The organism is Mammaliicoccus sp. B-M6, from assembly GCF_022386965.1.
GTDB lineage: Bacteria > Bacillota > Bacilli > Staphylococcales > Staphylococcaceae > Mammaliicoccus > Mammaliicoccus sciuri_A.
On record NZ_JAJNHJ010000030.1, the window covers coordinates 1 to 26607 of the forward strand.

Annotated in this window: 24 protein-coding genes and 4 pseudogenes; 8 read left to right on the top strand and 20 right to left on the bottom strand. The window is 32.7% G+C overall.

Annotation, left to right across the window (positions count from 1 at the left end; translation table 11 throughout):
• Window positions 1–70 precede the first annotated feature (70 nt).
• The 3 genes from LQ693_RS10500 (at window position 71) to LQ693_RS10510 (ending at window position 2645) form a co-directional block, all read left to right on the top strand.
• Window positions 71–460, top strand: coding sequence for a hydroxymethylglutaryl-CoA synthase (locus LQ693_RS10500; protein ID WP_020444595.1), 390 nt, complete (start codon window positions 71–73; stop codon window positions 458–460).
• A 916-nt stretch (window positions 461–1376) separates the two neighbouring features.
• Window positions 1377–2120: a glycerophosphoryl diester phosphodiesterase gene (locus LQ693_RS10505; protein ID WP_000958858.1), complete on the top strand. Its 744-nt coding sequence runs from the start codon at window positions 1377–1379 to the stop codon at window positions 2118–2120.
• A 96-nt stretch (window positions 2121–2216) separates the two neighbouring features.
• On the top strand, window positions 2217–2645 hold the full coding sequence (locus LQ693_RS10510; RefSeq protein ID WP_000872606.1) for a MaoC family dehydratase: 429 nt from the start codon (window positions 2217–2219) through the stop codon (window positions 2643–2645).
• Between the two features lie 45 nt (window positions 2646–2690).
• Here LQ693_RS10510 and mecA read toward each other — a convergent pair whose 3' ends face one another.
• Window positions 2691–4700 carry a PBP2a family beta-lactam-resistant peptidoglycan transpeptidase MecA gene (mecA, locus tag LQ693_RS10515; protein WP_063852655.1) on the bottom strand — a complete coding sequence of 670 codons (2010 nt, stop codon included), beginning with the start codon at window positions 4698–4700 and terminating at the stop codon, window positions 2691–2693.
• A gap of 96 nt (window positions 4701–4796) precedes the next feature.
• Here mecA and mecR1 point away from each other — a divergent pair, with 96 nt between their 5' ends.
• Both mecR1 and mecI read left to right on the top strand, forming a co-directional pair.
• On the top strand, window positions 4797–6554 hold the full coding sequence (mecR1, locus tag LQ693_RS10520; RefSeq protein WP_000952923.1) for a beta-lactam sensor/signal transducer MecR1: 1758 nt from the start codon (window positions 4797–4799) through the stop codon (window positions 6552–6554).
• Complete coding sequence (gene mecI, locus LQ693_RS10525) at window positions 6554–6925, top strand: mecA-type methicillin resistance repressor MecI (RefSeq protein WP_000369214.1); 372 nt, start codon at window positions 6554–6556, stop codon at window positions 6923–6925. The genes mecR1 and mecI overlap by 1 nt, the downstream gene beginning before the upstream one ends.
• 84 nt (window positions 6926–7009) lie before the next feature.
• On the opposite strand, the gene psm-mec is transcribed toward mecI, so the two are convergent.
• The gene (gene psm-mec, locus LQ693_RS10530; RefSeq protein ID WP_014532405.1) at window positions 7010–7078 is read right to left on the bottom strand and encodes a phenol-soluble modulin PSM-mec; all 69 of its coding nucleotides are present in this window, start codon (window positions 7076–7078) and stop codon (window positions 7010–7012) included.
• A 319-nt stretch (window positions 7079–7397) separates the two neighbouring features.
• Between psm-mec and LQ693_RS10535 the strand changes: the two genes are divergently transcribed.
• A complete protein-coding gene (locus tag LQ693_RS10535) occupies window positions 7398–8546 on the top strand; it encodes an ROK family transcriptional regulator (protein ID WP_000427807.1) in 1149 nt (382 codons plus the stop codon).
• Window positions 8547–8659: 113 nt separating this feature from the next.
• On the opposite strand, the pseudogene cstB reads toward LQ693_RS10535, so the two are convergent.
• Both cstB and LQ693_RS10545 read right to left on the bottom strand, forming a co-directional pair.
• Window positions 8660–9994: pseudogene (gene cstB, locus LQ693_RS10540) on the bottom strand (persulfide dioxygenase-sulfurtransferase CstB).
• Between the two features lie 32 nt (window positions 9995–10026).
• The gene (locus tag LQ693_RS10545) at window positions 10027–11091 is read right to left on the bottom strand and encodes a DsrE/DsrF/DrsH-like family protein (RefSeq protein ID WP_000438836.1); all 1065 of its coding nucleotides are present in this window, start codon (window positions 11089–11091) and stop codon (window positions 10027–10029) included.
• 135 nt (window positions 11092–11226) lie between these two features.
• Here LQ693_RS10545 and cstR point away from each other — a divergent pair, with 135 nt between their 5' ends.
• Window positions 11227–11487, top strand: coding sequence for a persulfide-sensing transcriptional repressor CstR (gene cstR, locus LQ693_RS10550; RefSeq protein WP_000220507.1), 261 nt, complete (start codon window positions 11227–11229; stop codon window positions 11485–11487).
• Window positions 11487–12124, top strand: a pseudogene (locus tag LQ693_RS10555) (sulfite exporter TauE/SafE family protein); the annotation flags it as partial. The gene cstR and the pseudogene LQ693_RS10555, both read left to right, overlap by 1 nt.
• A 273-nt stretch (window positions 12125–12397) precedes the next feature.
• Here the strand turns inward: LQ693_RS10555 and LQ693_RS10565 are convergent.
• The 16 genes and pseudogenes from LQ693_RS10565 to ssb form a co-directional block, all read right to left on the bottom strand.
• Window positions 12398–13015 carry a CadD family cadmium resistance transporter gene (locus LQ693_RS10565; RefSeq protein ID WP_000562107.1) on the bottom strand — a complete coding sequence of 206 codons (618 nt, stop codon included), beginning with the start codon at window positions 13013–13015 and terminating at the stop codon, window positions 12398–12400.
• A gap of 80 nt (window positions 13016–13095) precedes the next feature.
• Window positions 13096–15510: a cadmium-translocating P-type ATPase CadA gene (locus tag LQ693_RS10570; RefSeq protein WP_000378485.1), complete on the bottom strand. Its 2415-nt coding sequence runs from the start codon at window positions 15508–15510 to the stop codon at window positions 13096–13098.
• Window positions 15503–15868, bottom strand: a complete 366-nt coding sequence (locus tag LQ693_RS10575) for an ArsR/SmtB family transcription factor (RefSeq protein WP_000159127.1) — start codon at window positions 15866–15868, stop codon at window positions 15503–15505. The genes LQ693_RS10570 and LQ693_RS10575 overlap by 8 nt, the downstream gene beginning before the upstream one ends.
• A gap of 237 nt (window positions 15869–16105) precedes the next feature.
• Complete coding sequence (locus LQ693_RS10580; RefSeq protein ID WP_001041908.1) at window positions 16106–16483, bottom strand: DUF6262 family protein; 378 nt, start codon at window positions 16481–16483, stop codon at window positions 16106–16108.
• 6 nt (window positions 16484–16489) lie between these two features.
• Window positions 16490–18382 (bottom strand): site-specific integrase, encoded by a 1893-nt coding sequence (locus tag LQ693_RS10585; RefSeq protein WP_002485298.1) that lies wholly within the window; start codon window positions 18380–18382, stop codon window positions 16490–16492.
• A pseudogene (locus LQ693_RS13850) lies at window positions 18378–18458 on the bottom strand (site-specific integrase); the annotation flags it as partial. The pseudogene LQ693_RS13850 and the gene LQ693_RS10585, both read right to left, overlap by 5 nt.
• 118 nt (window positions 18459–18576) lie before the next feature.
• Window positions 18577–18900, bottom strand: coding sequence for a JAB domain-containing protein (locus LQ693_RS10590; protein WP_000088091.1), 324 nt, complete (start codon window positions 18898–18900; stop codon window positions 18577–18579).
• Window positions 18893–19099 (bottom strand): hypothetical protein, encoded by a 207-nt coding sequence (locus LQ693_RS10595; RefSeq protein ID WP_001077283.1) that lies wholly within the window; start codon window positions 19097–19099, stop codon window positions 18893–18895. Before LQ693_RS10595 ends, LQ693_RS10590 begins: the two co-directional genes overlap by 8 nt.
• Before the next feature lies 1 nt (window position 19100).
• Window positions 19101–19622 (bottom strand): DUF1643 domain-containing protein, encoded by a 522-nt coding sequence (locus LQ693_RS10600; RefSeq protein WP_000836008.1) that lies wholly within the window; start codon window positions 19620–19622, stop codon window positions 19101–19103.
• Window positions 19623–19640: 18 nt separating this feature from the next.
• Entirely contained in the window at window positions 19641–19952 is a 312-nt protein-coding gene (locus LQ693_RS10605) for a DUF960 family protein (RefSeq protein ID WP_000833212.1), read from the bottom strand.
• A gap of 84 nt (window positions 19953–20036) precedes the next feature.
• On the bottom strand, window positions 20037–20387 hold the full coding sequence (locus LQ693_RS10610) for an SAUGI family uracil-DNA glycosylase inhibitor (RefSeq protein WP_000171449.1): 351 nt from the start codon (window positions 20385–20387) through the stop codon (window positions 20037–20039).
• Window positions 20388–20857: 470 nt separating this feature from the next.
• Window positions 20858–22486 (bottom strand): cassette chromosome recombinase CcrB, encoded by a 1629-nt coding sequence (gene ccrB / locus LQ693_RS10615; protein ID WP_001186596.1) that lies wholly within the window; start codon window positions 22484–22486, stop codon window positions 20858–20860.
• 20 nt (window positions 22487–22506) lie between these two features.
• Window positions 22507–23853, bottom strand: coding sequence for a cassette chromosome recombinase CcrA (gene ccrA, locus LQ693_RS10620; RefSeq protein ID WP_000816499.1), 1347 nt, complete (start codon window positions 23851–23853; stop codon window positions 22507–22509).
• 192 nt (window positions 23854–24045) lie between these two features.
• Window positions 24046–24321: a hypothetical protein gene (locus LQ693_RS10625; RefSeq protein ID WP_001791132.1), complete on the bottom strand. Its 276-nt coding sequence runs from the start codon at window positions 24319–24321 to the stop codon at window positions 24046–24048.
• Between the two features lie 89 nt (window positions 24322–24410).
• Window positions 24411–26198 (bottom strand): cassette chromosome replicative helicase, encoded by a 1788-nt coding sequence (gene cch1, locus LQ693_RS10630; RefSeq protein ID WP_239703207.1) that lies wholly within the window; start codon window positions 26196–26198, stop codon window positions 24411–24413.
• Window positions 26198–26482 (bottom strand): annotated as a pseudogene (gene ssb, locus LQ693_RS10635) (cassette chromosome ssDNA-binding protein). Before ssb ends, cch1 begins: the two are co-directional and overlap by 1 nt.
• Window positions 26483–26607 lie beyond the last annotated feature (125 nt).

Sequence of the window (26607 nt, forward strand, 5' to 3'; positions counted from 1 at the left end):
TCCTTGTTAAATTGTTTATATCTGAAATAGTTCATACAGAAGACTCCTTTTTGTTAAAATTATACTATAAATTCAACTTTGCAACAGAACCGTATTATGGAATAGAGATGTTGGTAACATTTATACAGGATCATTATACTTAAGTTTAATTTCGTTATTACAGAACCACACATTCCAACCAGAAGAGAAAGTATGTCTATTTAGTTATGGTTCAGGAGCAGTAGGAGAAATTTTTAGTGGTTCAATCGTTAAAGGATATGACAAAGCATTAGATAAAGAGAAACACTTAAATATGCTAGAATCTAGAGAGCAATTATCAGTCGAAGAATACGAAACATTCTTTAACAGATTTGATAATCAAGAATTTGATTTCGAACGTGAATTGACACAAGATCCATATTCAAAAGTATACTTATACAGTATAGAAGACCATATCAGAACATATAAGATAGAGAAATAAACTAGTGGCCGATTGTGCTTGATGAGCTTGGGACATAAATCCTAACTCGAAATAAATAAGCATATCACTAAACTGATTTTTTAAAGTTTACAGTGATATGCTTATTTTTTTATCTTACGATTTTGTACGTGCATGCTTGCCTAGGGGTATGGCTCGAGCCATTAGTCTCTCGCACATACTATTCCCTCAGGCGTCAGCACTTACAAAATCGGTTGTAATTTTCATTTTTATACGCATTCTTACTGAGATTATACTAATAAGAGGAATAGTAAAAGCAATTCTAAGTAAAATTGCAGATAAGAGGTTTGTTAAAAGCAGTTCTAAGTAAAATTGCAGATAAGAGGTTTGTTAAAAGCAGTTCTCAGTAAAATTACAGATAAGAGGTACGTTAAAAGCAGTTCTAAGTAAAATTGCAGATAAGAGGTTTGTTAAAAGCAGTTCTAAGTAAAATTGCAGATAAGAGGTACGTTAAAAGCAATTCCATGCAAAATTGCTGATAAGGGGTAAGTTAAAAGCAGTTCTCAGTAAAATTGCAGATAAGAGGTAAGTTAAAAGCAGTTCTAGGCAAAATTGCAGATAAGAGGTGCGTTAAAAGCAGTTCTCAGTAAAATTGCTGATAAGGGGTAAGTTAAAAGCAATCCTAAGTAAAATTGCAGATAAGAGGTAAGTTAAAAGCAATCCTAAGTAAAATTGCAGATAAGGGGTACAGAAAAACTAGACTTGATTACAAAATGGAGCTTGGGACATAAATGATTTTTTAAAAATGAGATGAGACGTAGATTAACTCCATAATCAATACGAATCTATCGACTTCTTTATTTATGATATTCATCTCTTTTTAATGGAAATAAAAGTGCGATTAATGTGATAATACAGTTACGTTAATTAAAAAAATAAAAATGCAAGGAGAGGTAATATGCTAACTGTATATGGACATAGAGGATTACCTAGTAAAGCTCCGGAAAATACAATTGCATCATTTAAAGCTGCTTCAGAAGTAGAAGGTATAAACTGGTTGGAGTTAGATGTTGCAATTACAAAAGATGAACAACTGATTATCATTCATGATGATTATTTAGAACGGACTACAAATATGTCCGGGGAAATAACTGAATTGAATTATGATGAAATTAAAGATGCTTCTGCAGGATCTTGGTTTGGTGAAAAATTCAAAGATGAACATTTGCCAACTTTCGATGATGTAGTAAAAATAGCAAATGAATATAATATGAATTTAAATGTAGAATTAAAAGGTATTACTGGACCGAATGGACTAGCACTTTCTAAAAGTATGGTTAAGCAAGTGGAAGAACAATTAACAAACTTAAATCAGAATCAAGAAGTGCTCATTTCAAGCTTTAATGTTGTGCTTGTTAAACTTGCAGAAGAAATCATGCCACAATATAACAGAGCAGTTATATTCCATACAACTTCGTTTCGTGAAGACTGGAGAACACTTTTAGATTACTGTAATGCTAAAATAGTAAACACTGAAGATGCCAAACTTACTAAAGCAAAAGTAAAAATGGTAAAAGAAGCGGGTTATGAATTGAACGTATGGACTGTAAACAAACCAGCACGTGCAAACCAACTTGCTAATTGGGGAGTTGATGGTATCTTTACAGACAATGCAGATAAAATGGTGCATTTGTCTCAATAGAAAGTTAGAGGTGAGTCTTACGTTTCAGTGACGGTAGACTTACCTTTAACATGTTACATACTAAAAAATTAATTTGAATAAGAAAGAGAGACATATATGAAATACGATGATTTTATAGTAGGAGAAACATTCAAAACAAAAAGCCTTCATATTACAGAAGAAGAAATTATCCAATTTGCAACAACTTTTGATCCTCAATATATGCATATAGATAAAGAAAAAGCAGAACAAAGTAGATTTAAAGGTATCATTGCATCTGGCATGCATACACTTTCAATATCATTTAAATTATGGGTAGAAGAAGGTAAATACGGAGAAGAAGTTGTAGCAGGAACACAAATGAATAACGTTAAATTTATTAAACCTGTATACCCAGGTAATACATTGTACGTTATCGCTGAAATTACAAATAAGAAATCCATAAAAAAAGAAAATGGACTCGTTACAGTGTCACTTTCAACATACAATGAAAATGAAGAAATTGTATTTAAGGGAGAAGTAACAGCACTTATTAATAATTCATAATAAAACAGTGAAGCAACCATCGTTACGGATTGCTTCACTGTTTTGTTATTCATCTATATCGTATTTTTTATTACCGTTCTCATATAGCTCATCATACACTTTACCTGAGATTTTGGCATTGTAGCTAGCCATTCCTTTATCTTGTACATCTTTAACATTAATAGCCATCATCATGTTTGGATTATCTTTATCATATGATATAAACCACCCAATTTGTCTGCCAGTTTCTCCTTGTTTCATTTTGAGTTCTGCAGTACCGGATTTGCCAATTAAGTTTGCATAAGATCTATAAATATCTTCTTTATGTGTTTTATTTACGACTTGTTGCATACCATCAGTTAATAGATTGATATTTTCTTTGGAAATAATATTTTTCTTCCAAACTTTGTTTTTCGTGTCTTTTAATAAGTGAGGTGCGTTAATATTGCCATTATTTTCTAATGCGCTATAGATTGAAAGGATCTGTACTGGGTTAATCAGTATTTCACCTTGTCCGTAACCTGAATCAGCTAATAATATTTCATTATCTAAATTTTTGTTTGAAATTTGAGCATTATAAAATGGATAATCACTTGGTATATCTTCACCAACACCTAGTTTTTTCATGCCTTTTTCAAATTTCTTACTGCCTAATTCGAGTGCTACTCTAGCAAAGAAAATGTTATCTGATGATTCTATTGCTTGTTTTAAGTCGATATTACCATTTACCACTTCATATCTTGTAACGTTGTAACCACCCCAAGATTTATCTTTTTGCCAACCTTTACCATCGATTTTATAACTTGTTTTATCGTCTAATGTTTTGTTATTTAACCCAATCATTGCTGTTAATATTTTTTGAGTTGAACCTGGTGAAGTTGTAATCTGGAACTTGTTGAGCAGAGGTTCTTTTTTATCTTCGGTTAATTTATTATATTCTTCGTTACTCATGCCATACATAAATGGATAGACGTCATATGAAGGTGTGCTTACAAGTGCTAATAATTCACCTGTTTGAGGGTGGATAGCAGTACCTGAGCCATAATCATTTTTCATGTTGTTATAAATACTCTTTTGAACTTTAGCATCAATAGTTAGTTGAATATCTTTGCCATCTTTTTTCTTTTTCTCTATTAATGTATGTGCGATTGTATTGCTATTATCGTCAACGATTGTGACACGATAGCCATCTTCATGTTGGAGCTTTTTATCGTAAAGTTTTTCGAGTCCCTTTTTACCAATAACTGCATCATCTTTATAGCCTTTATATTCTTTTTGTTTTAATTCTTCAGAGTTAATGGGACCAACATAACCTAATAGATGTGAAGTCGCTTTTTCTAGAGGATAGTTACGACTTTCTGTTTCATTAGTTGTAAGATGAAATTTTTTTGCGAAATCACTTAAATATTCATCCATTTTTTTAACGGTTTTAAGTGGAACGAAGGTATCATCTTGTACCCAATTTTGATCCATTTGTTGTTTGATATAGTCTTCAGAAATACTTAGTTCTTTAGCGATTGCTTTATAATCTTTTTTAGATACATTCTTTGGAACGATGCCTATCTCATATGCTGTTCCTGTATTGGCCAATTCCACATTGTTTCGGTCTAAAATTTTACCACGTTCTGATTTTAAATTTTCAATATGTATGCTTTGGTCTTTCTGCATTCCTGGAATAATGACGCTATGATCCCAATCTAACTTCCACATACCATCTTCTTTAACAAAATTAAATTGAACGTTGCGATCAATGTTACCGTAGTTTGTTTTAATTTTATATTGAGCATCTACTCGTTTTTTATTTTTAGATACTTTTTTTATTTTACGATCCTGAATGTTTATATCTTTAACGCCTAAACTATTATATATTTTTATCGGACGTTCAGTCATTTCTACTTCACCATTATCGCTTTTAGAAATATAACTGCTATCTTTATAAACTTGTTTGAAATTTTTATCTTCAATTGCATCAATAGTATTATTAATTTCTTTATCTTTTGAAGCATAAAAATATATACCAAACCCGACAACTACAACTATTAAAATAAGTGGAACAATTTTTATCTTTTTCATCAATATCCTCCTTATATAAGACTACATTTGTAGTATATTACAAATGTAGTATTTATGTCAAAATAATGTTATAATTTTTGTGATATGGAGGTGTAGAAGGTGTTATCATCTTTTTTAATGTTAAGTATAATCAGTTCATTGCTCACGATATGTGTAATTTTTTTAGTGAGAATGCTCTATATAAAATATACTCAAAATATTATGTCACATAAGATTTGGTTATTAGTGCTCGTCTCCACGTTAATTCCATTAATACCATTTTACAAAATATCGAATTTTACATTTTCAAAAGATATGATGAATCGAAATGTATCTGACACGACTTCTTCGGTTAGTCATATGTTAGATGGTCAACAATCATCTGTTACGAAAGACTTAGCAATTAATGTTAATCAGTTTGAGACCTCAAATATAACGTATATGATTCTTTTGATATGGGTATTTGGTAGTTTGTTGTGCTTATTTTATATGATTAAGGCATTCCGACAAATTGATGTTATTAAAAGTTCGTCATTGGAATCGTCATATCTTAATGAACGACTTAAAGTATGTCAAAGTAAGATGCAGTTCTACAAAAAGCATATAACAATTAGTTATAGTTCAAACATTGATAATCCGATGGTATTTGGTTTAGTGAAATCCCAAATTGTACTACCAACTGTCGTAGTCGAAACCATGAATGACAAAGAAATTGAATATATTATTCTACATGAACTATCACATGTGAAAAGTCATGACTTAATATTCAACCAGCTTTATGTTGTTTTTAAAATGATATTCTGGTTTAATCCTGCACTATATATAAGTAAAACAATGATGGACAATGACTGTGAAAAAGTATGTGATAGAAACGTTTTAAAAATTTTGAATCGCCATGAACATATACGTTATGGTGAATCGATATTAAAATGCTCTATTTTAAAATCTCAGCACATAAATAATGTGGCAGCACAATATTTACTAGGTTTTAATTCAAATATTAAAGAACGTGTTAAGTATATTGCACTTTATGATTCAATGCCTAAACCTAATCGAAACAAGCGTATTGTTGCGTATATTGTATGTAGTATATCGCTTTTAATACAAGCACCGTTACTATCTGCACATGTTCAACAAGACAAATATGAAACAAATGTATCATATAAAAAATTAAATCAACTAGCTCCGTATTTCAAAGGATTTGATGGAAGTTTTGTGCTTTATAATGAACGGGAGCAAGCTTATTCTATTTATAATGAACCAGAAAGTAAACAACGATATTCACCTAATTCTACTTACAAAATTTATTTAGCGTTAATGGCATTCGACCAAAATTTACTCTCATTAAATCATACTGAACAACAATGGGATAAACATCAATATCCATTTAAAGAATGGAACCAAGATCAAAATTTAAATTCTTCAATGAAATATTCAGTAAATTGGTATTACGAAAATTTAAACAAACATTTAAGACAAGATGAGGTTAAATCTTATTTAGATCTAATTGAATATGGTAATGAAGAAATATCAGGGAATGAAAATTATTGGAATGAATCTTCATTAAAAATTTCTGCAATAGAACAGGTTAATTTGTTGAAAAATATGAAACAACATAACATGCATTTTGATAATAAGGCTATTGAAAAAGTTGAAAATAGTATGACTTTGAAACAAAAAGATACTTATAAATATGTAGGTAAAACTGGAACAGGAATCGTGAATCACAAAGAAGCAAATGGATGGTTCGTAGGTTATGTTGAAACGAAAGATAATACGTATTATTTTGCTACACATTTAAAAGGCGAAGACAATGCGAATGGCGAAAAAGCACAACAAATTTCTGAGCGTATTTTAAAAGAAATGGAGTTAATATAATGGATAATAAAACGTATGAAATATCATCTGCAGAATGGGAAGTTATGAATATCATTTGGATGAAAAAATATGCAAGTGCGAATAATATAATAGAAGAAATACAAATGCAAAAGGACTGGAGTCCAAAAACCATTCGTACACTTATAACGAGATTGTATAAAAAGGGATTTATAGATCGTAAAAAAGACAATAAAATTTTTCAATATTACTCTCTTGTAGAAGAAAGTGATATAAAATATAAAACATCTAAAAACTTTATCAATAAAGTATACAAAGGCGGTTTCAATTCACTTGTCTTAAACTTTGTAGAAAAAGAAGATCTATCACAAGATGAAATAGAAGAATTGAGAAATATATTGAATAAAAAATAAAATTGTTGTGTTTACAACAATACATAGAAAACAGAGGAAACAATCAAGTCGTTGAATATTTCCTCTGTTTTTTAGTTGAAAAAATTAACCGAAAGCCTGAATGCAAGTCTTGATTAAATCAATAATGCTTGTAATAACACCAGTGAAATCCATATGCATACCCTCTTTCTATTTAAGATACATTAAGTATAATATCAAACAAATAAAAAATGTTAAAAATTCCCTAATTGGCTATTTAGATTGCATAAATGTCAAAAATTTGAAAAACATACAACGACTTTGCATAAAAAATCGTCATATTGGAAATACGTAATTTATTGAAATAATAAAAAAAATAAAAGAACGAAGATGATAACCTAAGTGAGGTTTTAAGTTGTTCTAAGGTTTAATTTAATTTATGTTAAAATAGTTGGTATAAAAATACATGATAAACTATAAACTAAATTCAAAATAACTTATGGGGTAGGCAATTATGGAAAATATTTTAAATATAAATGATAATGAAAAAAGAGTGCTAAGGGAAATTTATAACCATCATAATATTTCGCGTACTCAAATATCTAAAAATCTTGAGATTAATAAGGCAACGATTTCTAGTATTTTGAATAAGTTAAAGTATAAATCTCTTGTTAATGAGGTTGGTGAGGGTGATAGCACGAAGAGTGGTGGTAGAAAACCTATTCTTCTGAAGGTTAATCATCTTTATGGTTATTTTATTTCTTTGGATTTAACTTATAGTTCTGTTGAAGTGATGTACAATTATTTTGATGGTAATGTCATTAAGCATGAATCTTATGATTTACCTGATGAAAAGGTTAGTAGTATATTAAGCATAATAAAAAAACATATTGATATTCAGGAGAAACTTGATACTTATAACGGACTATTAGGTGTGTCTGTTTCTATACATGGAGTTGTGGATAATGAGCAGCATGTGACATATTTACCATTCCATGAAACTGAAGGAATTTCAATTGCTAAGAAAATAAAAGAAATTACTAATGTTCCAGTCGTAGTTGAAAATGAAGCGAATCTTTCAGCGTTATATGAACGTAATTTTAATCATAATTTATCCTACAATAATCTTATTGCTTTAAGTATACATAAAGGTATTGGTGCTGGGCTTATTATTAATAATCAATTGTATCGTGGTGCAAATGGGGAAGCGGGTGAAATTGGAAAAACACTTGTCTCAAAAGTTAGCGATAATGTGGAGATCTTTCATAAGATTGAAGATATTTTTTCACAAGAAGCTTTACTGCATAATTTAAGTAATCAACTAAATGAGAAGATGACGCTTAGCAAATTAATTCAATTTTATAATGAAAAAAATCCAGTCGTAGTTGAAGAAATGGAACAATTTATAAATAAAATTGCTGTTTTAATACATAATTTAAACACCCAGTTTAATCCGAATGCAATTTACATTAACTGTCCATTGTTCAATGAAATGCCTGAAATATTAGAAGCAATTAAGAACCAGTTCAAACAATATTCACGTAACGAAATTCAAATAAAGTTAACATCTAATGTCAAATTTGCAACTTTGCTAGGTGGTACATTAGCAATTATCCAAAAAGTACTACAGATTAATGATATTTACTTAGATATAAAAGCATAAAAAACTAATTCAAATGAATAATCAAAGTTCGTAATTGTCTTTATAAAAAAATCCCTCAATCCGAATTGAATTTTCGGATTGAGGGATTTTTATAGTTCTATTGCAGAAGAAAACTATTTTAAAAATGCTGGTAAATGTTGATAGCCACCTCTAACGTTAACAATATTCGTAAATCCTTTATATTCTAATATTCCTACCGCTATTGAACTTCTAACACCTGATTGACAATGTACATAAATTAGGTCATTTTTATCGAAAGGTATATCTTCATTTAAAAGTTTACCGTGAGGAATATGAATTGCTTGTTTTAAATGACCTTTACGCCATTCATCATCATTACGAACATCTAATACATTATGTTCTTCACCAGTCATTTCAGAACTATGAATAGATGATGTGACGATATTTGTTTGTGGCAAACGGTAACTTTTTACATTTTCAAAACCAATTAATTGTAAAGCATGAATAGCTTGTTGAACGGTAGATTTATCGCCAATTAATTCAATATCTTAGTCATAATCTAAATACCAACCAATTTGATTTATAAAAGTTTTATTAAAAGGAATATTGATAGTTCCATGCATATGACCACCATGGAATGCTTCTTTACTTCGAAGATCAAAAGCAGTTTGTGTATTGCTTGAACTAGGGTAAACATTATATGGTTGGTACATTTGCATACCAAATTGATTTATTTTTTTCATTTGTGAAAAATGGTGTGGTGGAGCTGGCTGATTGAGTGTTAAAGTTTCGATAAATGAAGTTTCATCTTTAACATTAAAAGCCCAGTTGTTTATTTTCTCATAACCCAAAGTAGTTGTAGGTAATGAACCTAGCGCTTTACCACAAGGACTCCCTGCACCATGACCTGGCCAAATTTGAATATAGTCTGGTAATGTTGCAGCAAATTGTATGGACTGATACATTTGTTTTGCTCCGATTTTTGTAGAACCTTCAACATTTACAGCTTTTTCTAATAGATCTGGTCTACCTACATCACCAACAAAGATGAAGTCACCGCTAAATAATCCCATTGGTATACTGGAACCCCCACCTTCGTCAGTAAGTAAAAAACTAATACTCTCAGGGGGATGGCCTGGAGTGTGTAAGACTTCTAATTTAATCTTTCCTAAATAGATAATATCTTGATGCTTAACGAAATGTGTTTGTTTAGGCATATTTTTATAATTAAATTCATCTTTACCTTCATCAGATACGTATATACTTGCATTCAATTTATTTGCCACATCTCTAATACCTGAAGCAAAATCAGCATGAATATGTGTTTCTGCAGCTTTAGTAATTGTGAATCCTTCTTTATCTGCAACTTTTAAATATTTTGTTAAATCTCGTATAGGGTCAATAATCATTGCTTCTCCTGTACGTTGACATCCAATTAAATAAGATGCTTGTGAAAAATTGTCTTCATAAAATTGTTTGAAAAACAAAAAAAACTCCTTTTTAAAATAGATTTTATTGATTAGATAAATAAGTTATGATTTGCTTGCTCAGTATGTCCAATATAAGTACCTACGCCACCATAATCGACTTCATCTCTTAATTCTTCTTTTGAAATTCCCATAACATCCATACTCATGGTACAAGCAATTAACTTTATATCTTGATCGATTGCTTGATCGATAAGTGAGTATAAAGAATCAACATTTTTCTTGTTCATTACATAACGCATCATAATATTACCTAGTCCAAACATATTCATTTTTGATAATGGCATATGTATTGGATCCTTAGGTAACATAAGGTCAAACATTTTGGAAATACCTTTCTTTTTAACGCGAGTTGATTGCGCTTTTTTTAATGCGTTGAGGCCCCAAAAAGTAAAGAAAATAGTTACATCTTTACCTGCTGCTTTAGCGCCATTTGCGATGATCATTGCTGCTACTGCCTTATCTAACTCACCGCTAAATAAAACAATTGTTGTACCTGTAGCAGTGTCATTGATTTCAAATTCTTTTGGCTTTTCTTTTTGAATAATTGCATTAATTACATTTGCTTCTTCAGTAAGATTTACAAGGGTATTCCCTGTTTGTTTCGCCCAACTTTTAATATCACTATTGAAACCAGGATCTGTAACTGTTACCTCGATTTGCTCACCCGTTGAAATATTGTTAATTTCTTTACTGATATTAACAATAGGTCCAGGGCACTGAAGACCTCTAAAATCAAATTGTTTACGATTCTCTTTGATTTCAATATCTTTTTCTATTAAAGGAGCACTATTGAAGTTCTTTGCTTCATAATCTTTATATCCACCCTTTAAATTCACGACATCATAACCTTGTTTGGCTAAATAATCGCAAGCTTTAGTGCTTCGGTTACCGCTTTTACAATGTATATAATACGTTTTGTTGCTATTCTTATTGAATGATTTAATCTCTTCTACTGGGTGTAAAGTTGAACCGTTAATGTGTCCTAATTCATATTCTTCTTTTGTTCTAACATCAATCAATTGACCCATTTTTGCCAATTTTTCTAATTCTTCTTTGTTTAATGAATTAATGTGTACTTCTTTGTATTGTTCCATACTTACCTCCTATAAATACCTATGAGGGTATAATAAAACGGATAGAATCATTTGCCAAATACCTATAGGGGTATTTGACAATTTTGTTTTAATTTATTATTATTAACTTAATCAATTTATGTGGAGGAAATGAATATGACTTATGATAAAAAAATGATTAATCGTATAAATAGAATACAAGGTCAATTAAATGGTGTCGTAAAAATGATGGAAGAAGAAAAAGATTGCAAAGATATAATTACGCAACTTAGTGCATCTAAAGGTTCTATACAACGTTTAATGGGGATTATAATTAGTGAAAATTTAATAGAATGCGTTAAAACAGCAGAAGAAAATAATGAAAGTTCTCAAGAATTAATTAATGAAGCAGTTAATTTATTAGTTAAAAGTAAATAATGGATATAGCAAATATGACTATTATGTTGCTAATTGGCGTACTGGGTGGATTTATATCTGGATTAATAGGTATTGGGGGCGCAATTATTATTTACCCAGCTATTCTTATATTGCCACCATTAATAGGTATACCTGCGTATAGTGCATATATTGCTTCGGGACTTACCTCTAGTCAAGTATTTTTCAGTACACTTAGTGGATCATTAAATGCAAGAAAACAACCAGCTTTCTCTCCTAAACTTGTTATATATATGGGAGGGGTATGTTGATTGGAAGCATGTTAGGGGCAATTTTAGCTAGTTTGTTTAATGCTACTTTTGTAAATACGGTATATGTAATAATCGCCATACTTGCTTTAATATTGATGTTTATTAAAGTTAAACCTACTACACAAGAGACGAAATCTAAACCTTTGCTATTTATTATAGTTGGATTTGGAATTGGTGTAATTTCGGGAATTGTGGGTGCAGGTGGAGCATTTATCATCATTCCTGTATTATTAGCATTATTTAAATTACCAATGAATACGGTAGTGAACAATAGCATAGCAATTGCTTTTATATCTTCAGTAGGGGCATTTTTTATAAAATTAATGCAAGGATATATACCAGTAGAAAGTGCAATTTTTTTGATAATTGAATGATGATCATTTTCTGAAAATATTATGTGGTCATATAATATAATGCCCATCATTTCACTAATCTCTTTTATTCTCTGAGTTATTTTGATATCTCCTGGAGAAGGTGTCGGATCTTATCAAGAGTAAATTATGAAAAAAATGGTTTAAATCAATGTTCTTACTTTAAGTACATGTGTTTAACGTAAATGATAATTAGTTAAATATAAAAAGGTTATCCCAATCAATAGGATAACCTCTTTATACTTTACTTTATGGTTTGGATTCGCCACTTCAAAGAAGAAATGAAATCAGAGCATTGAATGTTCCATTTTCAAACAATATATAAATACCTAGCCCAATGAATACAATTGGTACAATCCAACGTTCATATTTCTCAATTGTTTCCGATATAAAATCGAAGGAAGCTAGACGGTAACTGACATAGCACAAAACTCCAACCATAATTAGAAAGACAATAGTGACAATAAAGATTTCAGACATACTTAAGGTCGTGAAGTACGGTATATAAATGGAAAAGTCATCCGCACTGGAAGCCAATACGATGAAAATCATCGTCAAAAATAACTGATTAAATTTTCCAGAGGAGAATAAAGATAAAATGCTACTTTCATCTTCATCCTCTTCTCCTTTAATCCATATTTTCACGCCTAGGTAAAGTGGTAAAAGTCCAAGTAGTCCGATAACCCATTGCTGAGGAATTAAATTTACAACCCCCTGTGCAACTAAAAGACTTGCTCCTATCACAATTGCAGTCCCTATATATTGTCCTATCCAAATATGTTTTACCTGACCTTTTTTTACTTGCGAAAACAAAAGAATTAATATGACGAGATAATCAATTCCTGTTGCTACATATACCGCAGTAGCCGTCAGTATCGTCGCGATCATTTTATCATCTCCAAATATTTTAGGGATAGGACTTTTCTTCAAAATGAAAAGTCCTTCCGTAAATTGCACACATATAGTACCTATTTATCCTTCACTCTCATCAGTCGCAAACTATTTAATGCTACCAAAATAGTGGCTCCCATATCGGAAAGAATCGCAATCCAAAGGGTTAGCCAGCCTGGAATAACCAATAGTAAGGCAATTATCTTAATTCCGATGGCAAACGTGATGTTCGCTTTGATGATATTTAGCGTTTTCCTGCTAAGTCTTACTGCAAATGGAAGCTTACTTAAATCATCTCCCATTAATGCAATATCAGCTGTCTCGATGGCAGTATCTGTTCCAGCACCGCCCATTGCAATGCCAACAGTGGATGCAGCAAGTGCAGGAGCATCATTGACGCCATCGCCAATCATAGCTACATTACCATGCTCGGCTTTCATTTTTTTAATATAGTCCAACTTATCCTGTGGCAACAATTCGGACTGAATATCAGAAACGCCTACATGAGCACCGATTGCTTCTGCGGTACCTTGATTATCACCTGTCAGCATAATTGTTTGCTTGATTCCTAACTGATGAAGTTTTAGAATCACATTTTTACTTGTTTCGCGGACCTCATCTGCTACAGCAATCACGCCGAGGATTGTTTGGTCCGTTCCAATAATCATGGCCGTTTTCCCTTGGTTTTGTAAAACTTTCACTTTATTTTCAAACTCAAGGCTAAAATCGGAAACATTTAATTCTTTAAAAAGCCTTGGACTGCCAATGTAATAGGTTGTTCCATCTATATTCCCTTGAATGCCCCGACCTGTAATAGAAGTGAAGTCCTTCACTCTAACATCGGAATAAGTAATATTATCTTGCTCTGCTTTCTTCATTATTGCTGAAGCAAGTGGATGTTGTGATCGATATTCTAAAGCTGTAATAATGGAAAACAGCTCTTTTTCTTCCACTTGATCATTTAACACTTTAAAATCTGTTACCACTGGTACACCTTTTGTCAGTGTTCCTGTTTTATCAAATGCGATTGCCTTAATGGCTCCTAATTCCTCTAGATAGACACCGCCTTTAATCAACACACCTTTTTTAGCTGCATTTCCAATTGCCGAGACAATCGAGATTGGAGTAGTAATAACTAATGCACACGGACATCCAACTACAAGTACCGCTAATCCTTGATAAACCCAAGTATCCCAACTTCCACCAAAGAATAAAGGTGGAACGACTGCAACGAGCGCCGCAATAACCATAATGATCGGCGTATAATATTTCGCAAATTTATCTACGAATGCTTGCGCTGGAGCGCGCTCCCCTTGTGCTTCCTCAACCAGATGAATAATCTTGGAGATAGTTGTATCCTCTACGTATTTGGTGATTTTTACTTCAAGTAGTCCCTCTTCGTTAAGCGTGCCTGCAAATACTTCATCATCTACCGTTTTGGCAACAGGGACAGATTCTCCTGTTATAGCAGCCTGGTTGACAGCCGACACACCATTTATAATGATCCCATCCATGGCAATTTTCTCCCCTGGTTTGACGATCATAATATCACCCACGGCAATATCGTCCACATGGATCATTATTTCCTGACCATTCCGCCTAACAAGTGCTTCTTTTGGGGCAATATCCATCAATGAACGAATGGACTGTCTTGCTCTATCCATAGAAAAACGTTCAAGTGCTTCACTGATTGCAAAGAGAATGACAACAATGGATGCCTCTGCCCATTCACCAATGATGGCAGCTCCAATAACTGCAACGGTCATCAGGGTTTTCATGTCGAAATCAAAGCGTATCAAATTTTGAAAACCAACTTTAAATAGTGAATATCCGCCAATTACAATCGAACTTACAAATAACATGGACGTTACAAGGTTATCTTCTCCATTTACAAAGTGAGAAAGGTAACCAAAAGCAATCAGTAATGTGGCAAACAGCAATGTGCTGTGTTTTTTATAAAACGGTATTTTCTCTTCTTTAGGAGCCTTAGTGTCTTCTTTGACCGCTTGTATCGATGGATTCGCCAGTTTTTCAGGAATTACCTTAAGATTCTCGAAAGCACCTGCTTTTTCAAGCTCTTCAACCGATGCGTTTCCATATACATCAATTTTAGAAGCGCCAAAGTTCACTTTTGCATCCTGAACTCCAGCTAGTTGTTTTACATTTTTTTCAAACTTCCCAGCACAGTTTGCGCAAGAAAATCCCTCCACACGGTAAACATTTTTATCTTCTGTTACCACTGGTTCGACCCTTCTTCTAGCCTTCTCTGGTGCCACTTTAAGATTCTCGAAAGCACCAGCCTTTTCCAGATCTTCAACGGTTGCACTGCCAAAGACATCAATTTTGGAAGCTCCGAAATTGACTTTAGCATCATGCACCCCTGATAGTTCTTTTACATTTTTTTCAAACTTCCCAGCACAATTCGCACACGAGAAACCCTCCACACGGTAAACCTGTTTATCTTCTGTTAATGTTTTTGTTGAACTATCCAATACTAGCAACCTCCCTTTGATGCAAGAAAGCTTTTTCTACAAGCTGTTTAACATGCTCATCATCTAGTGAATAATAGACTAATTTTCCTTCTTTACGGTATTTTGCTATACCTAAATTTTTCAATAATCTTAAATGATGGGATGCCGTAGCCGTTGAAGATTCAATGATATTAGCTACATCACAAACACATAACTCTCCCTCTAAAGACAAAACATAAGCAATTTTAACTCTTGTATCATCTGATAGAGCCTTAAAAACTTTCGCTACATCCATAGGATTCTGTTTAGCAAGGTCTTTTTTAGCCCTGTTTACCTTATCTTCATGAATATAGGTAACTTCACACATATCTTTTGTCATAATTACCCTCCTTATTCAAATGACTGTTTGTTTGATGATTATAATATATCCCACTATAAACAAATAGTCAAATGATTGTTTGAATGATATATAATTAATATTAAAAAGGATTGGTTTCTAATGTTAGAAACCAATCCTTTCGGAGATTTTAACCAAATTTTAAAGTATCTTAAACATAACTGCCCCGTTAGTTTAAGTGCATCCTTTCACAATCTGTCTACAGATTAATAATAAAAACTACTCTTTATTATACAGATCTCCATATAATTTTTGAATTTGGTTCTGTAATTTTTTATTTTCTTTTTCTAATTCCATAACTCTTCTTTTTAAGGTTTTTATAAGGATTTCCTCCGAACGAGAACTTTTCTTGGGTTTTGAGACTACATTTGATGTTATTTGACGCTCACGAAGGGATTCGATTCTTTGCCTAATATCGTGTTCCTTATAAAGCCATGATTTAGAAACATTAGCTTCCTTTGCTATTGAATTAAAATTAATAGCTTTACCTTCAATCGAAAATTTAGAAATCGCTTTGTCTACTTTTTCTCTTGTCTTTTGTGATTTCTGCTTCGCCAAACGTACAATTTCTGTTGTATTTCTAACTTGTTTATTCATTGATAATTACCCCGTTAAACTTCCAATGATTTGTTCTAAACGCTCTTTAACACGGCTATTAGTCTCTATTTGTCTTTGCCATTGTTTATCCTTTGCTATGGTTAATAACTCTTCTGTACGCTCTAACTGTTCTTCGTGCTGTGGTAAGAATTGCTTACTGGTACAGAAGTGAGTGCAATCTAAGCATGCATTCGCATGTGGACAACCACCTGCTATTACTGGCAATCTACAATAACCATTTGGAAGCACTTGTGCATTTATATTTTTCTTGAACCATTGAAGCTCTACATCATCGACTTCACTATCATCATCTAGATTGAGCACATCTCCATTATTGGTAACCAGTTTTTCTTGAAATTTAGTAAATTCATTTTTTAGAGTTTCATCAAAGATATGAGCGTATCTGCTTGTCATTTCTGGGCTTTCATGTCCCAAAAATTTCTGCACAATATGCTGGGGCACCCCGTTGTTAATCATTCTTGTTCCTACTGAATGGCGAAAGGCATGGGCATGGAATCTATAAATCTCGCCTAATTTATCCACTATATTTTGCTCATAAGCTAATTTATTTAATTCGCCTCTAAATGTTTCTTGTTTTAATGGCGATCCATCTTTTCTTGGAAAGAGGTATTCACTATCTGGAAATTCCTCTGAAACTTTATCTTCCCGAACTTTAATAAGTAAAACTACCTCTTTAGATATTGGAACTATATGCTCCTTTTTCATTTTCCATTGATAATACTTTAAAAAGTAATCTCCATCTTTGTCCTCTAATAAACAGCCTTTTTTCAAGGTGCACAATTCACTTATCCTCATTCCACATTCTTGAACAATCATAGTCATCGTAGCTATATATTCGGGTAATTTATCAAGATGACTGTTCAATTGCTCTAGAACGAATTCGTCTATAAAGCGAGGTTTTGCTCTTGGTATTTTCGGATAGTCCTCGGGATAAATTAATAATTTGGAAGGAACATCATCCCATTCTAGCCTATGAAGGGTACTAAATAGTCCTTCCAATATAGAGATCCTCCCAGTTATTGTACTAGGTTTTATCCCCATCATGTTTAGTTCACTTAAATATGCTTCAATTTCCACTCTCGTTAATTGGTGTACTCTCTGAACGTGTTTAAACTTTATGTCCAGAAAATTAAAGAACTCTTTAAGTTTTTGGGCAATATCACTTACATAGGAAAAGCTATCCATGTTCAATCTTAACTTACAATATCTTTTTACAAGCTGTTTAAAATATGTATTCCGAAACCCTTTAAAGTTAATTGTATATTCATATTGTGTTGGGTTAACCTTATCATCTGGCAAAGGTAAGTTTCGTCTATCCCAAACGTCTTTATCCCACTCCTCTCCATCAAAATAAAAATCCTCATAAAACTCAATAAATTGTTTAAGATTAGTAACATAGTAAGAATTAGCTTTTACAGGTGTTTTTTCTTGATTAGCAGTAATCTTATAATTAGTGGTGGTAATTCTAACACCCTGTTTTGTCAAATATGTTCTATACTCCGTCATTGCTTTATCAATAGGAACTTCAGTAATTGAAGTAATGCTGGGATACTTTAAATCTAAAAAATCCAACATTTTATTAATTACTGTTCCTTTTCTAATCCAGACAGTTTTTGCATTCCATATTCCATTGTTTAAATGGTAAAAATAAAAATATTTCAATTCTGTTCTTAACCACAGATTTTTAACACGTTCAAAACGAACCCAACGATTTCTTAAAGCAGGATTCTTACTTAATTCTATGGCAGAAGGATGTGGACATTTTCTTATATCCCAACTATTATTAGCCCAAAACCCTTGCATTTCTTCATTCATTACAGCTATTTTTTTGCTGATCTCACTCTGACTGATAATTTTCCTTTTACTAGAAGCATTCATTTAGCTGGTATTCTTTATCTAGTAATAAATACAATGGATACGGCTTATTCTCCACTTCTATCCTTTGAACCCTCACACGCGCCCCCCTCTTTAAACACTTTAAGTACTACAAATTATAAACCTTGTTAATTTTTATTTAAAGTAAAATCTCCCTTTAACATCTCCTCCTGAACTACTTTAACTACTATTATTTATTATACTATGGTTAATATGTCTCCACTTGGGTGGTTATGGCCAATAATCATACCCGTTGCGTTACTTAATATGGCTGTTTTAAATATTTCTCGAGGATGTATAACCGCAAAATTAATGGTTCCTATAGAGACGGTTTCAATATGTGTAGGTTCATTTTTGCTATTCAAGCAAATTAAAATGAAGTGTTCTCGGTCAGCATTTCCTATGAAGTCACGCATAATATCAGCAGCGTCTTTTGGTTCTTCAATACGTCTTTTTAAATACCAAAGTGTATCTTCTTTAACCATTTGGACTTTGACAACATCTATTCTTTTTCTACTCATTATGGATAAGCTCTATACTTTCTATTAAGTCAGGGTGAACAATGGATGTGATAGAATCATCATTCATATAAATGGAATATAGCTCATCTAATTCTGAATTATTTTTTTTGTTTGATGAAAAGGCGATAATGCCTTTAATAACATCGATGTGTGGTTGATGCATTAAATATTGGTATACTTCTTTCCATGTTTGATTCATTCTATTTAGTCTCCTTTAATGGTTTAATTGTCCATGCCTTTCTAGCGTATGGATTTAATGGATGCATGATTTCATTTGTTTGAGGATTTGTTAATATACTGATTTTCTTACTGTGAGGTTTTAACATGTCTAATACTTCATTCACTCGATTTTCCACAAGAGGTTTTTTTCCGTAGGAACCCCAAGCCAATAAAACACTATCGGCTTCTTTGACAGCTTTCATAATGTGAATATCCGTGTGCTTGTCATGGCTGTTTTCGATATGTTTTAAATTAATGGGGGTATCAATATTTGAAAAAAGATTTATAAAATTAACGCCACCATATTCATCTTTTTCAGCTACTTTATTGACAATAAGTTGTGTTGTAAGGTCAACGTTGATAACACCATCATAATGAGGATACATCGTTATAATTGTAAGTACTTCTTTATCAATATCCCAAGTTTTCTTGAGAAGATAACGATGCATTTTATCCTGACTAAATATCGCTTCAGTTTCTAATACACTTTTGATTGATTTCATTTTATCTAACTCCTTTATTTAATATTCTTCAGGTAACAACATGACGTAATAAGAAAGGTCTACATCATCTTCTCGGATAATGTAGACCTTATTAATATTGATAGCTTTTGAATAATTTGCCTTATGAATTTTTACGTACTCTGGACGTTCTTGCTTATGTTTGATATATAATTGACTATTATGCATATTGAACTGGAATATATGAAAGTAATCAATCTCTTCTAGTTCCTTGAATTGTTCGTTTTCGCGTTGCGCTACAAGTTTCCATAACTGTTGCTGCAACATTGCTGGCAAGTAATTGGCAATACTACGTGTAATATAACGTTTCATGCTCATTTCTCCTTTTCTATATCTTTCATTATTGTAATAACTTCTGTAATGACTGTGACGCTTATCTGAGCTATGTGTATCCATTTATTCATTATTATAATTCTCCTTTTCAAGTAAGTGTCTTTGATCTAGTAGTGGCATAACTGTGTTATGAAGATATAAGAAGTCCATATCGTTTGTTTCATCAATATAACCAATCGCAATAAGTTGTTTTTGATAGTAGAGGATAAAGGGGTATATATGCCTTTCATGAAGTGTGTCAGAGTAGTAAGTATACGTATGAAGGATTTTGTTGGTAAGCGGACCAAGTCTGATATATTGATCAGGAAGGATATTATCTGCCACTTCCTCGATAGATTCACATTCCCATTTTTCGTCCTTTGGCAGATTGAATAAGTTAGTTATATACTCTTTGAGTTGTTTTTCTAGTGTCATGGTTATGACCTCCTATAATGTTTTTGATGTATACATGTAATACACCATATAGATAATATATGCTTCAAAAAAATTTTGTTTCGTTTGTGAATCCCATTGTTATTAAGAAAATATCCCAATAGAAAATTATCACAATTGTTGATATGACAAGGAAATCCCATTATCCCGCTCATTTCTCAGGAAATATAGCGATATATTTATATATCATTTGGATTTGGTGGTGTCAGTACGACTTACTTTTTCTTTTTATATTATTTATTTATAAATAATAATGGGATTTCGGGATTACGCTTGCGTAATCCTTATCCTACATGTATTTATCAAATCCCATTGCTATCCCGTTCATATTTTATTTTGGGATGTTCTTTCGTCATACAATATAAGCTTCACATTGAGTTGTGACTTGTTAGTATGTTGAAAAGATTCGTTAGATGGGTGTTATTGAATGACGAAAGGACAGTACATAGATATTAGATTTGAAGAAAGAGCGTTTGAGGCAAAAATAAAGACGAAGTGCTGAGGAGCACTTCGTCGAGAGGGGTATTATTGAAAAGTTGTTTAATAATTTCATTATTGAGTTTTAGTGTAACGTAGAACTGTTTTTTATGATTACCGTCTTTACGAATATCAATACGGTCAATGACTGTAAGATATAATGCTTTGAGTTGTGCTTTATCCATTGATTCTATATTTTGAAATATTCGTTGTAATAGGGCAGCGATTTGTTTCGTATCATAAGATAGTTTCTCTTGATTTTGTTGCTGTTTGAGTTGATTCATTTGATTTGTAATGTCATTGAGTTGTGTTTCATATTGATGAATAGTTGCTTTCAATGCAGATGTTAGGTCCGGATTATCTTCAATGGTTTTAACTAAATTATGGAGTTTCCCGCTGACTTCATCGTATTGTTGTTGTTTATAAGCGATATCGTGGTTCAATGCACCAATATCGACTTTATTTTCTTGATTGACACGTTCTAAGACTTGGTTAATGACTTTATCACTTTTGACAATTTCGAGTATTTGATCCATGACGTATTTCTCAATCACATCAGCTCTAACGCTATTCGCAGAACATACTTTTGAGCCTTTGTTTCGGAAGTTACTGCAAGAATAATAACGTATTCGCTTCTTGGTACCATCTTTCAATGTGTTCGTTGTGTTACTAGCTGCCATTGGTGCACCACATTGTGGACAATGAACGATACCTGTTAATAGATTAGTTCCTTTACCGTGGACTTGAGGTTTTTGACTGACTTGTTTTTTACGTAATTGGACTTTATCCCATAAGTCTTGAATAATAATAGGGGAATGCTTACCTTCAGCTATTATTGGTTTATCATTCAGCCCTTTACGACGCTTTTCATTCCAATCTTTGTACTTTGCGAATTGAATTTTACCAACATAGAATGGATTAGATAAGATATAGGTCACTGAACCAATACTGAAAGGCTTTCCTTTTTTAGTCACGTATCCTTTGTGATTGAGTGCATTCGCAATTTTACGATATCCGTGGCCTTTAGCATATGACTCAAATATATATTTGACAATATTCGCTTCATGTTGGTTTATCATGAGTTCATGCTTGCTATCCGGTATTTTGTCATAGCCCAGCGGCAAATTGCCTTGATAATAGCCTTCTTGAGCGCGTCGGGTTTGACCCATGAATACATTTTCGACAATATTATTTCTTTCAAATTCTGAAAAACTCGCTAGAATTTGTAGCATCAATTTACCACTGCTTGTATTGACTTCCATACGCTCAGATAAGCTGAAGAATTCGACATTTTGACGATGAAGGTCTTCAACAATTTTGAGTAAGTCAGAAGTGTTACGTGCTAGTCGGTTTGTTTTGTAGACCATAACAGAATCAATCTGACCTTCGTTCGCATCTTTTAACAAACGTTGTAGTTCTGGTCGGTTCATAGATTTTCCAGAGATACCTCTATCCGCGTATACATCTACAACAACAAAGTTATTGAAATCACAATATTCTCGAATTTGATTGATTTGTCCATCGATACTATAGCCTTCAGTACTTTGGATTTCCGTTGATACACGAACATAGATACCGACACGTTTTTGTTTGAGTTGTTGCATGATTTTTTCATCCTTTCTGATTAAGCAATCGATGATTGCGAGGTTTGGTTCACAATGTTCAATGGTTCATTTTTGAAATAGATCCCAACAAGGGCTTTATTTTTTGTAATGCGAATTTCATCAATATAGGGATGCAGCATGTTTAACGTGAAACTTTTCTGTATAACCTTTTGTAGTGATGTTTGTAACTGATTATCACTTATGGAGGATATGGTTTTGTGCTTTTGATTCATCAAATGAGTCTGTTTTCTGAATGATTCAGCATCAATCATACCTTTGGCAAGTTTATCTATCAGTTGTTCTTGAGTTAGCGTACTTTTAGCTTCTATCACTCTTTGTTTTTTGAGGCGTTGATGAATTGCATTATTAATTTTTGAATAGAGCTGTTGGTTTTGAAAGAAGTTCTGACATGTAGCTAAGACTTGAACTTCTAATTTTTGTGCATTTATTCCTTTGAATGAACAGACAAAGCGAGATTCATTCATATTTTTAGGACAAATATAATATCGCAATGTATGTTTTTTTCTTATTGTCATATTTGTCAGTGTTGAGTCACAACAAGGACATTTGATCTTTTGTTTCAGCTGATTCTCTGAAGGTATACAGTGAAGTTGCTTCTTATTACGGATTGCTTGAGCATGTTCATATTTCGTTGCCGAAACAATAGGTGGTACCATATTGTTATATTGACCATATTGATTGATGACACGACCACAATAATTTGGGTTCATAATTATATTTCGTACCTGATAAGGCTTGCGGGTAATAAGTTTATTATCGTCTTCTAAATATTGTGCAATCTTCTTGTAGCCATATCCTTGAAGATAATAATTGAATACAGCTTTGACGGTAGGTGATTCATCATTATTAATGATGAAAGTACCATTTTGATAGTGATAACCGAAAGGCGCATGGGTCGTTATGAGTTTACCTTGTTTTGCCTTTTCTCTAAGTCCATTTTTGACTTGTTCTCCAATATTATCGGATTCAAGTTCAGCCAGACTCATGAATATATTGAGTTTTAGGCGATCAAACGCTTTATCCATATCAAAATAGCCATCATGAACACTTAGAATATGAACATGATATTTTTGACAGAGTTTCATGAGTTTTAATGCATTTTTCAAGTTGCGATGAAGTCGATTCAAGCGATAACAACATAATACGTCACATTGTCTTTGTTGGATGCGTTCGGTGACTTGTTGATAGCCTGTTCGATTATCTGTTCTGCCTGATTGCTTATCACTAATGTATTGGATATTTTGAATATTGTGCTTTGGAGCTAATAATTCTATTGCTTGCTTTTGAGCTGGGAGTGATTGTTGTTTCGTTGTACTTTGGCGCAAATAACCAATGGCTCGTTTCATAGTATTTCCTCCTTTCAAAGAGATAATATATATTTATGAACGAAATTATAGATAAGCCCAACACCAGTCGGGTGTTGGGCGGTATTATTAGTCATCAGCGTGATTGATTTCTTCAATAACCAGATCGGCTAATAGTATGATTAATTCGTCCATGTATATCACCTCATTATTCATAGTATTAACAACAATTCTTTAGTTGCATCTCAAAAGTAGTAACGAATTCGATATTCTTCTTTGAGCAAATTTTTTTAAATGAATGTAATCTTCATATTCTCCATATGCAACAATGGACGTAGGTTTGATTACTTTCTCCAAAATGTCATTTATTAACTTGTACTCCTCAGTGTAAGTGTTACTTATTTGACGACCTTCTTGTTTACAGCATTCCTTCACAGTATCTAGGGGTGTGCTTTCTAAGTATTCAAATCTTTCATCTTCAATTTCGTGAGCTAGTGCTACTGTATTCATAGTACAATTCCTCCATTGATTTAATATTTGTGCTACAACACCTTTAAATAGGTGTTGTAGCAAATTTATTTAATAACATATTTTAAGCTTTAAAAGTCAATATCACCGTTTTTATCCCATTCTCTTGCTTTTGAAATCATGTCTCGTAGTATTGGATGTTGGTGTTCAGAGATAAATGATAAGGGTATATTGAATTTACTTTTTTCAGATAGACCAAAAATAGGAGCGTATGATTTATCAAGCTTAAGATGATAAAATACGATGGTTTTTGGTTTGCCTTCTTTGTCTTTGACACTACGTTTTGTTGTTTTACGATTGGCGTCTGACTGGATGTAATCTTTATCCCTCAGTGCATCAATGACATTATTTGTATCTTGGAAATTATGTTCTTTTAACATATTTTTAAAAACCGAGGCAATCATTTTCACCTGGATATGATCATCTTCAAGTGAAATCATTCCATAATTTTCAATAAGCGTTGATAACCTAGTGTCGTCAGAAAACTTACCACGATTTTGTGCTACAAATTGGACAATGACTTCAATTGCTTTATCAGCTAGGCTTCGCTCACTAACAGAATCTAAATGATAGTTAATAAGATAGTCCCTTACAGCATTCAAATCAACAGGTGTGGCAATGACACGTTCCAATATACGTGCTGATGTTGTAATGGTTGCATAGCGTTTGAACATCCGAATTCCTGTATTGCTGGTTTCCTTTTCTAGTTGAGTTTTGAACCTTAGGTGCTCATTTTGGAACCATTTAATGACTTCTTGTTCACGATTGAGTAGATATTCAGCTACTAATGGCATGATATGACCATAATTAGCTGATGTTGCTTTTTTAATAGTATCTGCGTTGTCAGCGTTAGTTGTAAAAGCTTCAGATATTTCAATGGTACGTACATTCAAACCATCATTACGTGCACTATTATTGAAAATACTGTGTTCGGCAGTACTAATTACTGAGGTTCCCCAGTTTTTTAGTGACTTGACTTCTCCGTGTATATTAGAACGTTGTCTTCCTTGACCTTCGGCAATTGAATAGAGCAAACCAGTTGTATCTTTAAAGGTTGCAGATGACAGTTCGTCCAATACAATAGGTACACCATAGTTGTTACTTAGATATCCTTCAAGCGCGTTTCTAGTGCCATTCCATGATCTAAACAGCGTATTACTACCTTTAGTAGGGTTGCCGGTTATTGAGACTCCTAAAGCCGCTGCAGTTGATTTACCCGTGCTTGAATTTCCCGTAAATGAGAAAATCGTACCTGCGAATTCAACCTCATGTTTTGTTTTTAAAAACGCAGTTACTAATGAAGAAATACCAAACACTACAGCAAGTTCGAGTAACAAGTTTCCTTTTACTTCATCAAGATACATTTGCCACCAGTCTTCAAAAGTGCCTTTAGGTTGTAGATCGTACTGTGTTTCACAAATGATTTCATCCGCCTGCGACTGTGTAATTTCTTTTGAAAGATATGGTTCATCTAATGAAATGACGACACCTTTATCAGTATTTAACACACCGACACCCGTATACAACGATGACAGAGGCAGTGATTGGCGCATTAATTGTAGTGCATTGCTTAATGATTTAATGTACTTCTCATTGATGCTAAAGCCATACATGATTAGTGAAGGTAACCTTTGCGATGTTAAAATATCTGAAGTTTCAATACGTTCAATATTTTGTCCGTTGGAAATAACAAGTTTCTCAACCCCAGAATTGGGGTCAAGAAACTTGCTTTTAATTAAAATTGGACTAGATAAGCGTATTGACTTTTGCTGATCATTTTTACCTTTCGGTGGTATAACTTCATACCATGAATCTTCAGTAAGCCAGTATGGATATTCACTAAAGATGATGTTAGTCATTAGTTGTTACCACCTTTCCAGTTATTTTGATGATTCATCGGATTTGGTGCAGTCTTAAGGTAGAGCAAAGATGAACCTTTTTTTCAAACTACAATGAATGGAAGGTTAGGTGTATATTTTACAAAATGTGCAAACCAACGACCAACATCTTGTTGAATTTCAGTCGAGCACAAAACATTAGCCCTCACATTCAAATCGTGATACATAAACAGGGTGCCTACAGGTAAATTAAATGCGATGCTTGTAACAGCACGTTTTAGTGTATAAAATTCTTTTTCTTTCATCATAAGTTCCTCCAAATAAGTCTTATTAGTCAATCAATACTGTAGATGCTTAACACCTCAATGGTTGATTGCTATAATAAGCATAAATGAAGCATTTTAATTAGACGCGGAACAAAAAATAGGGA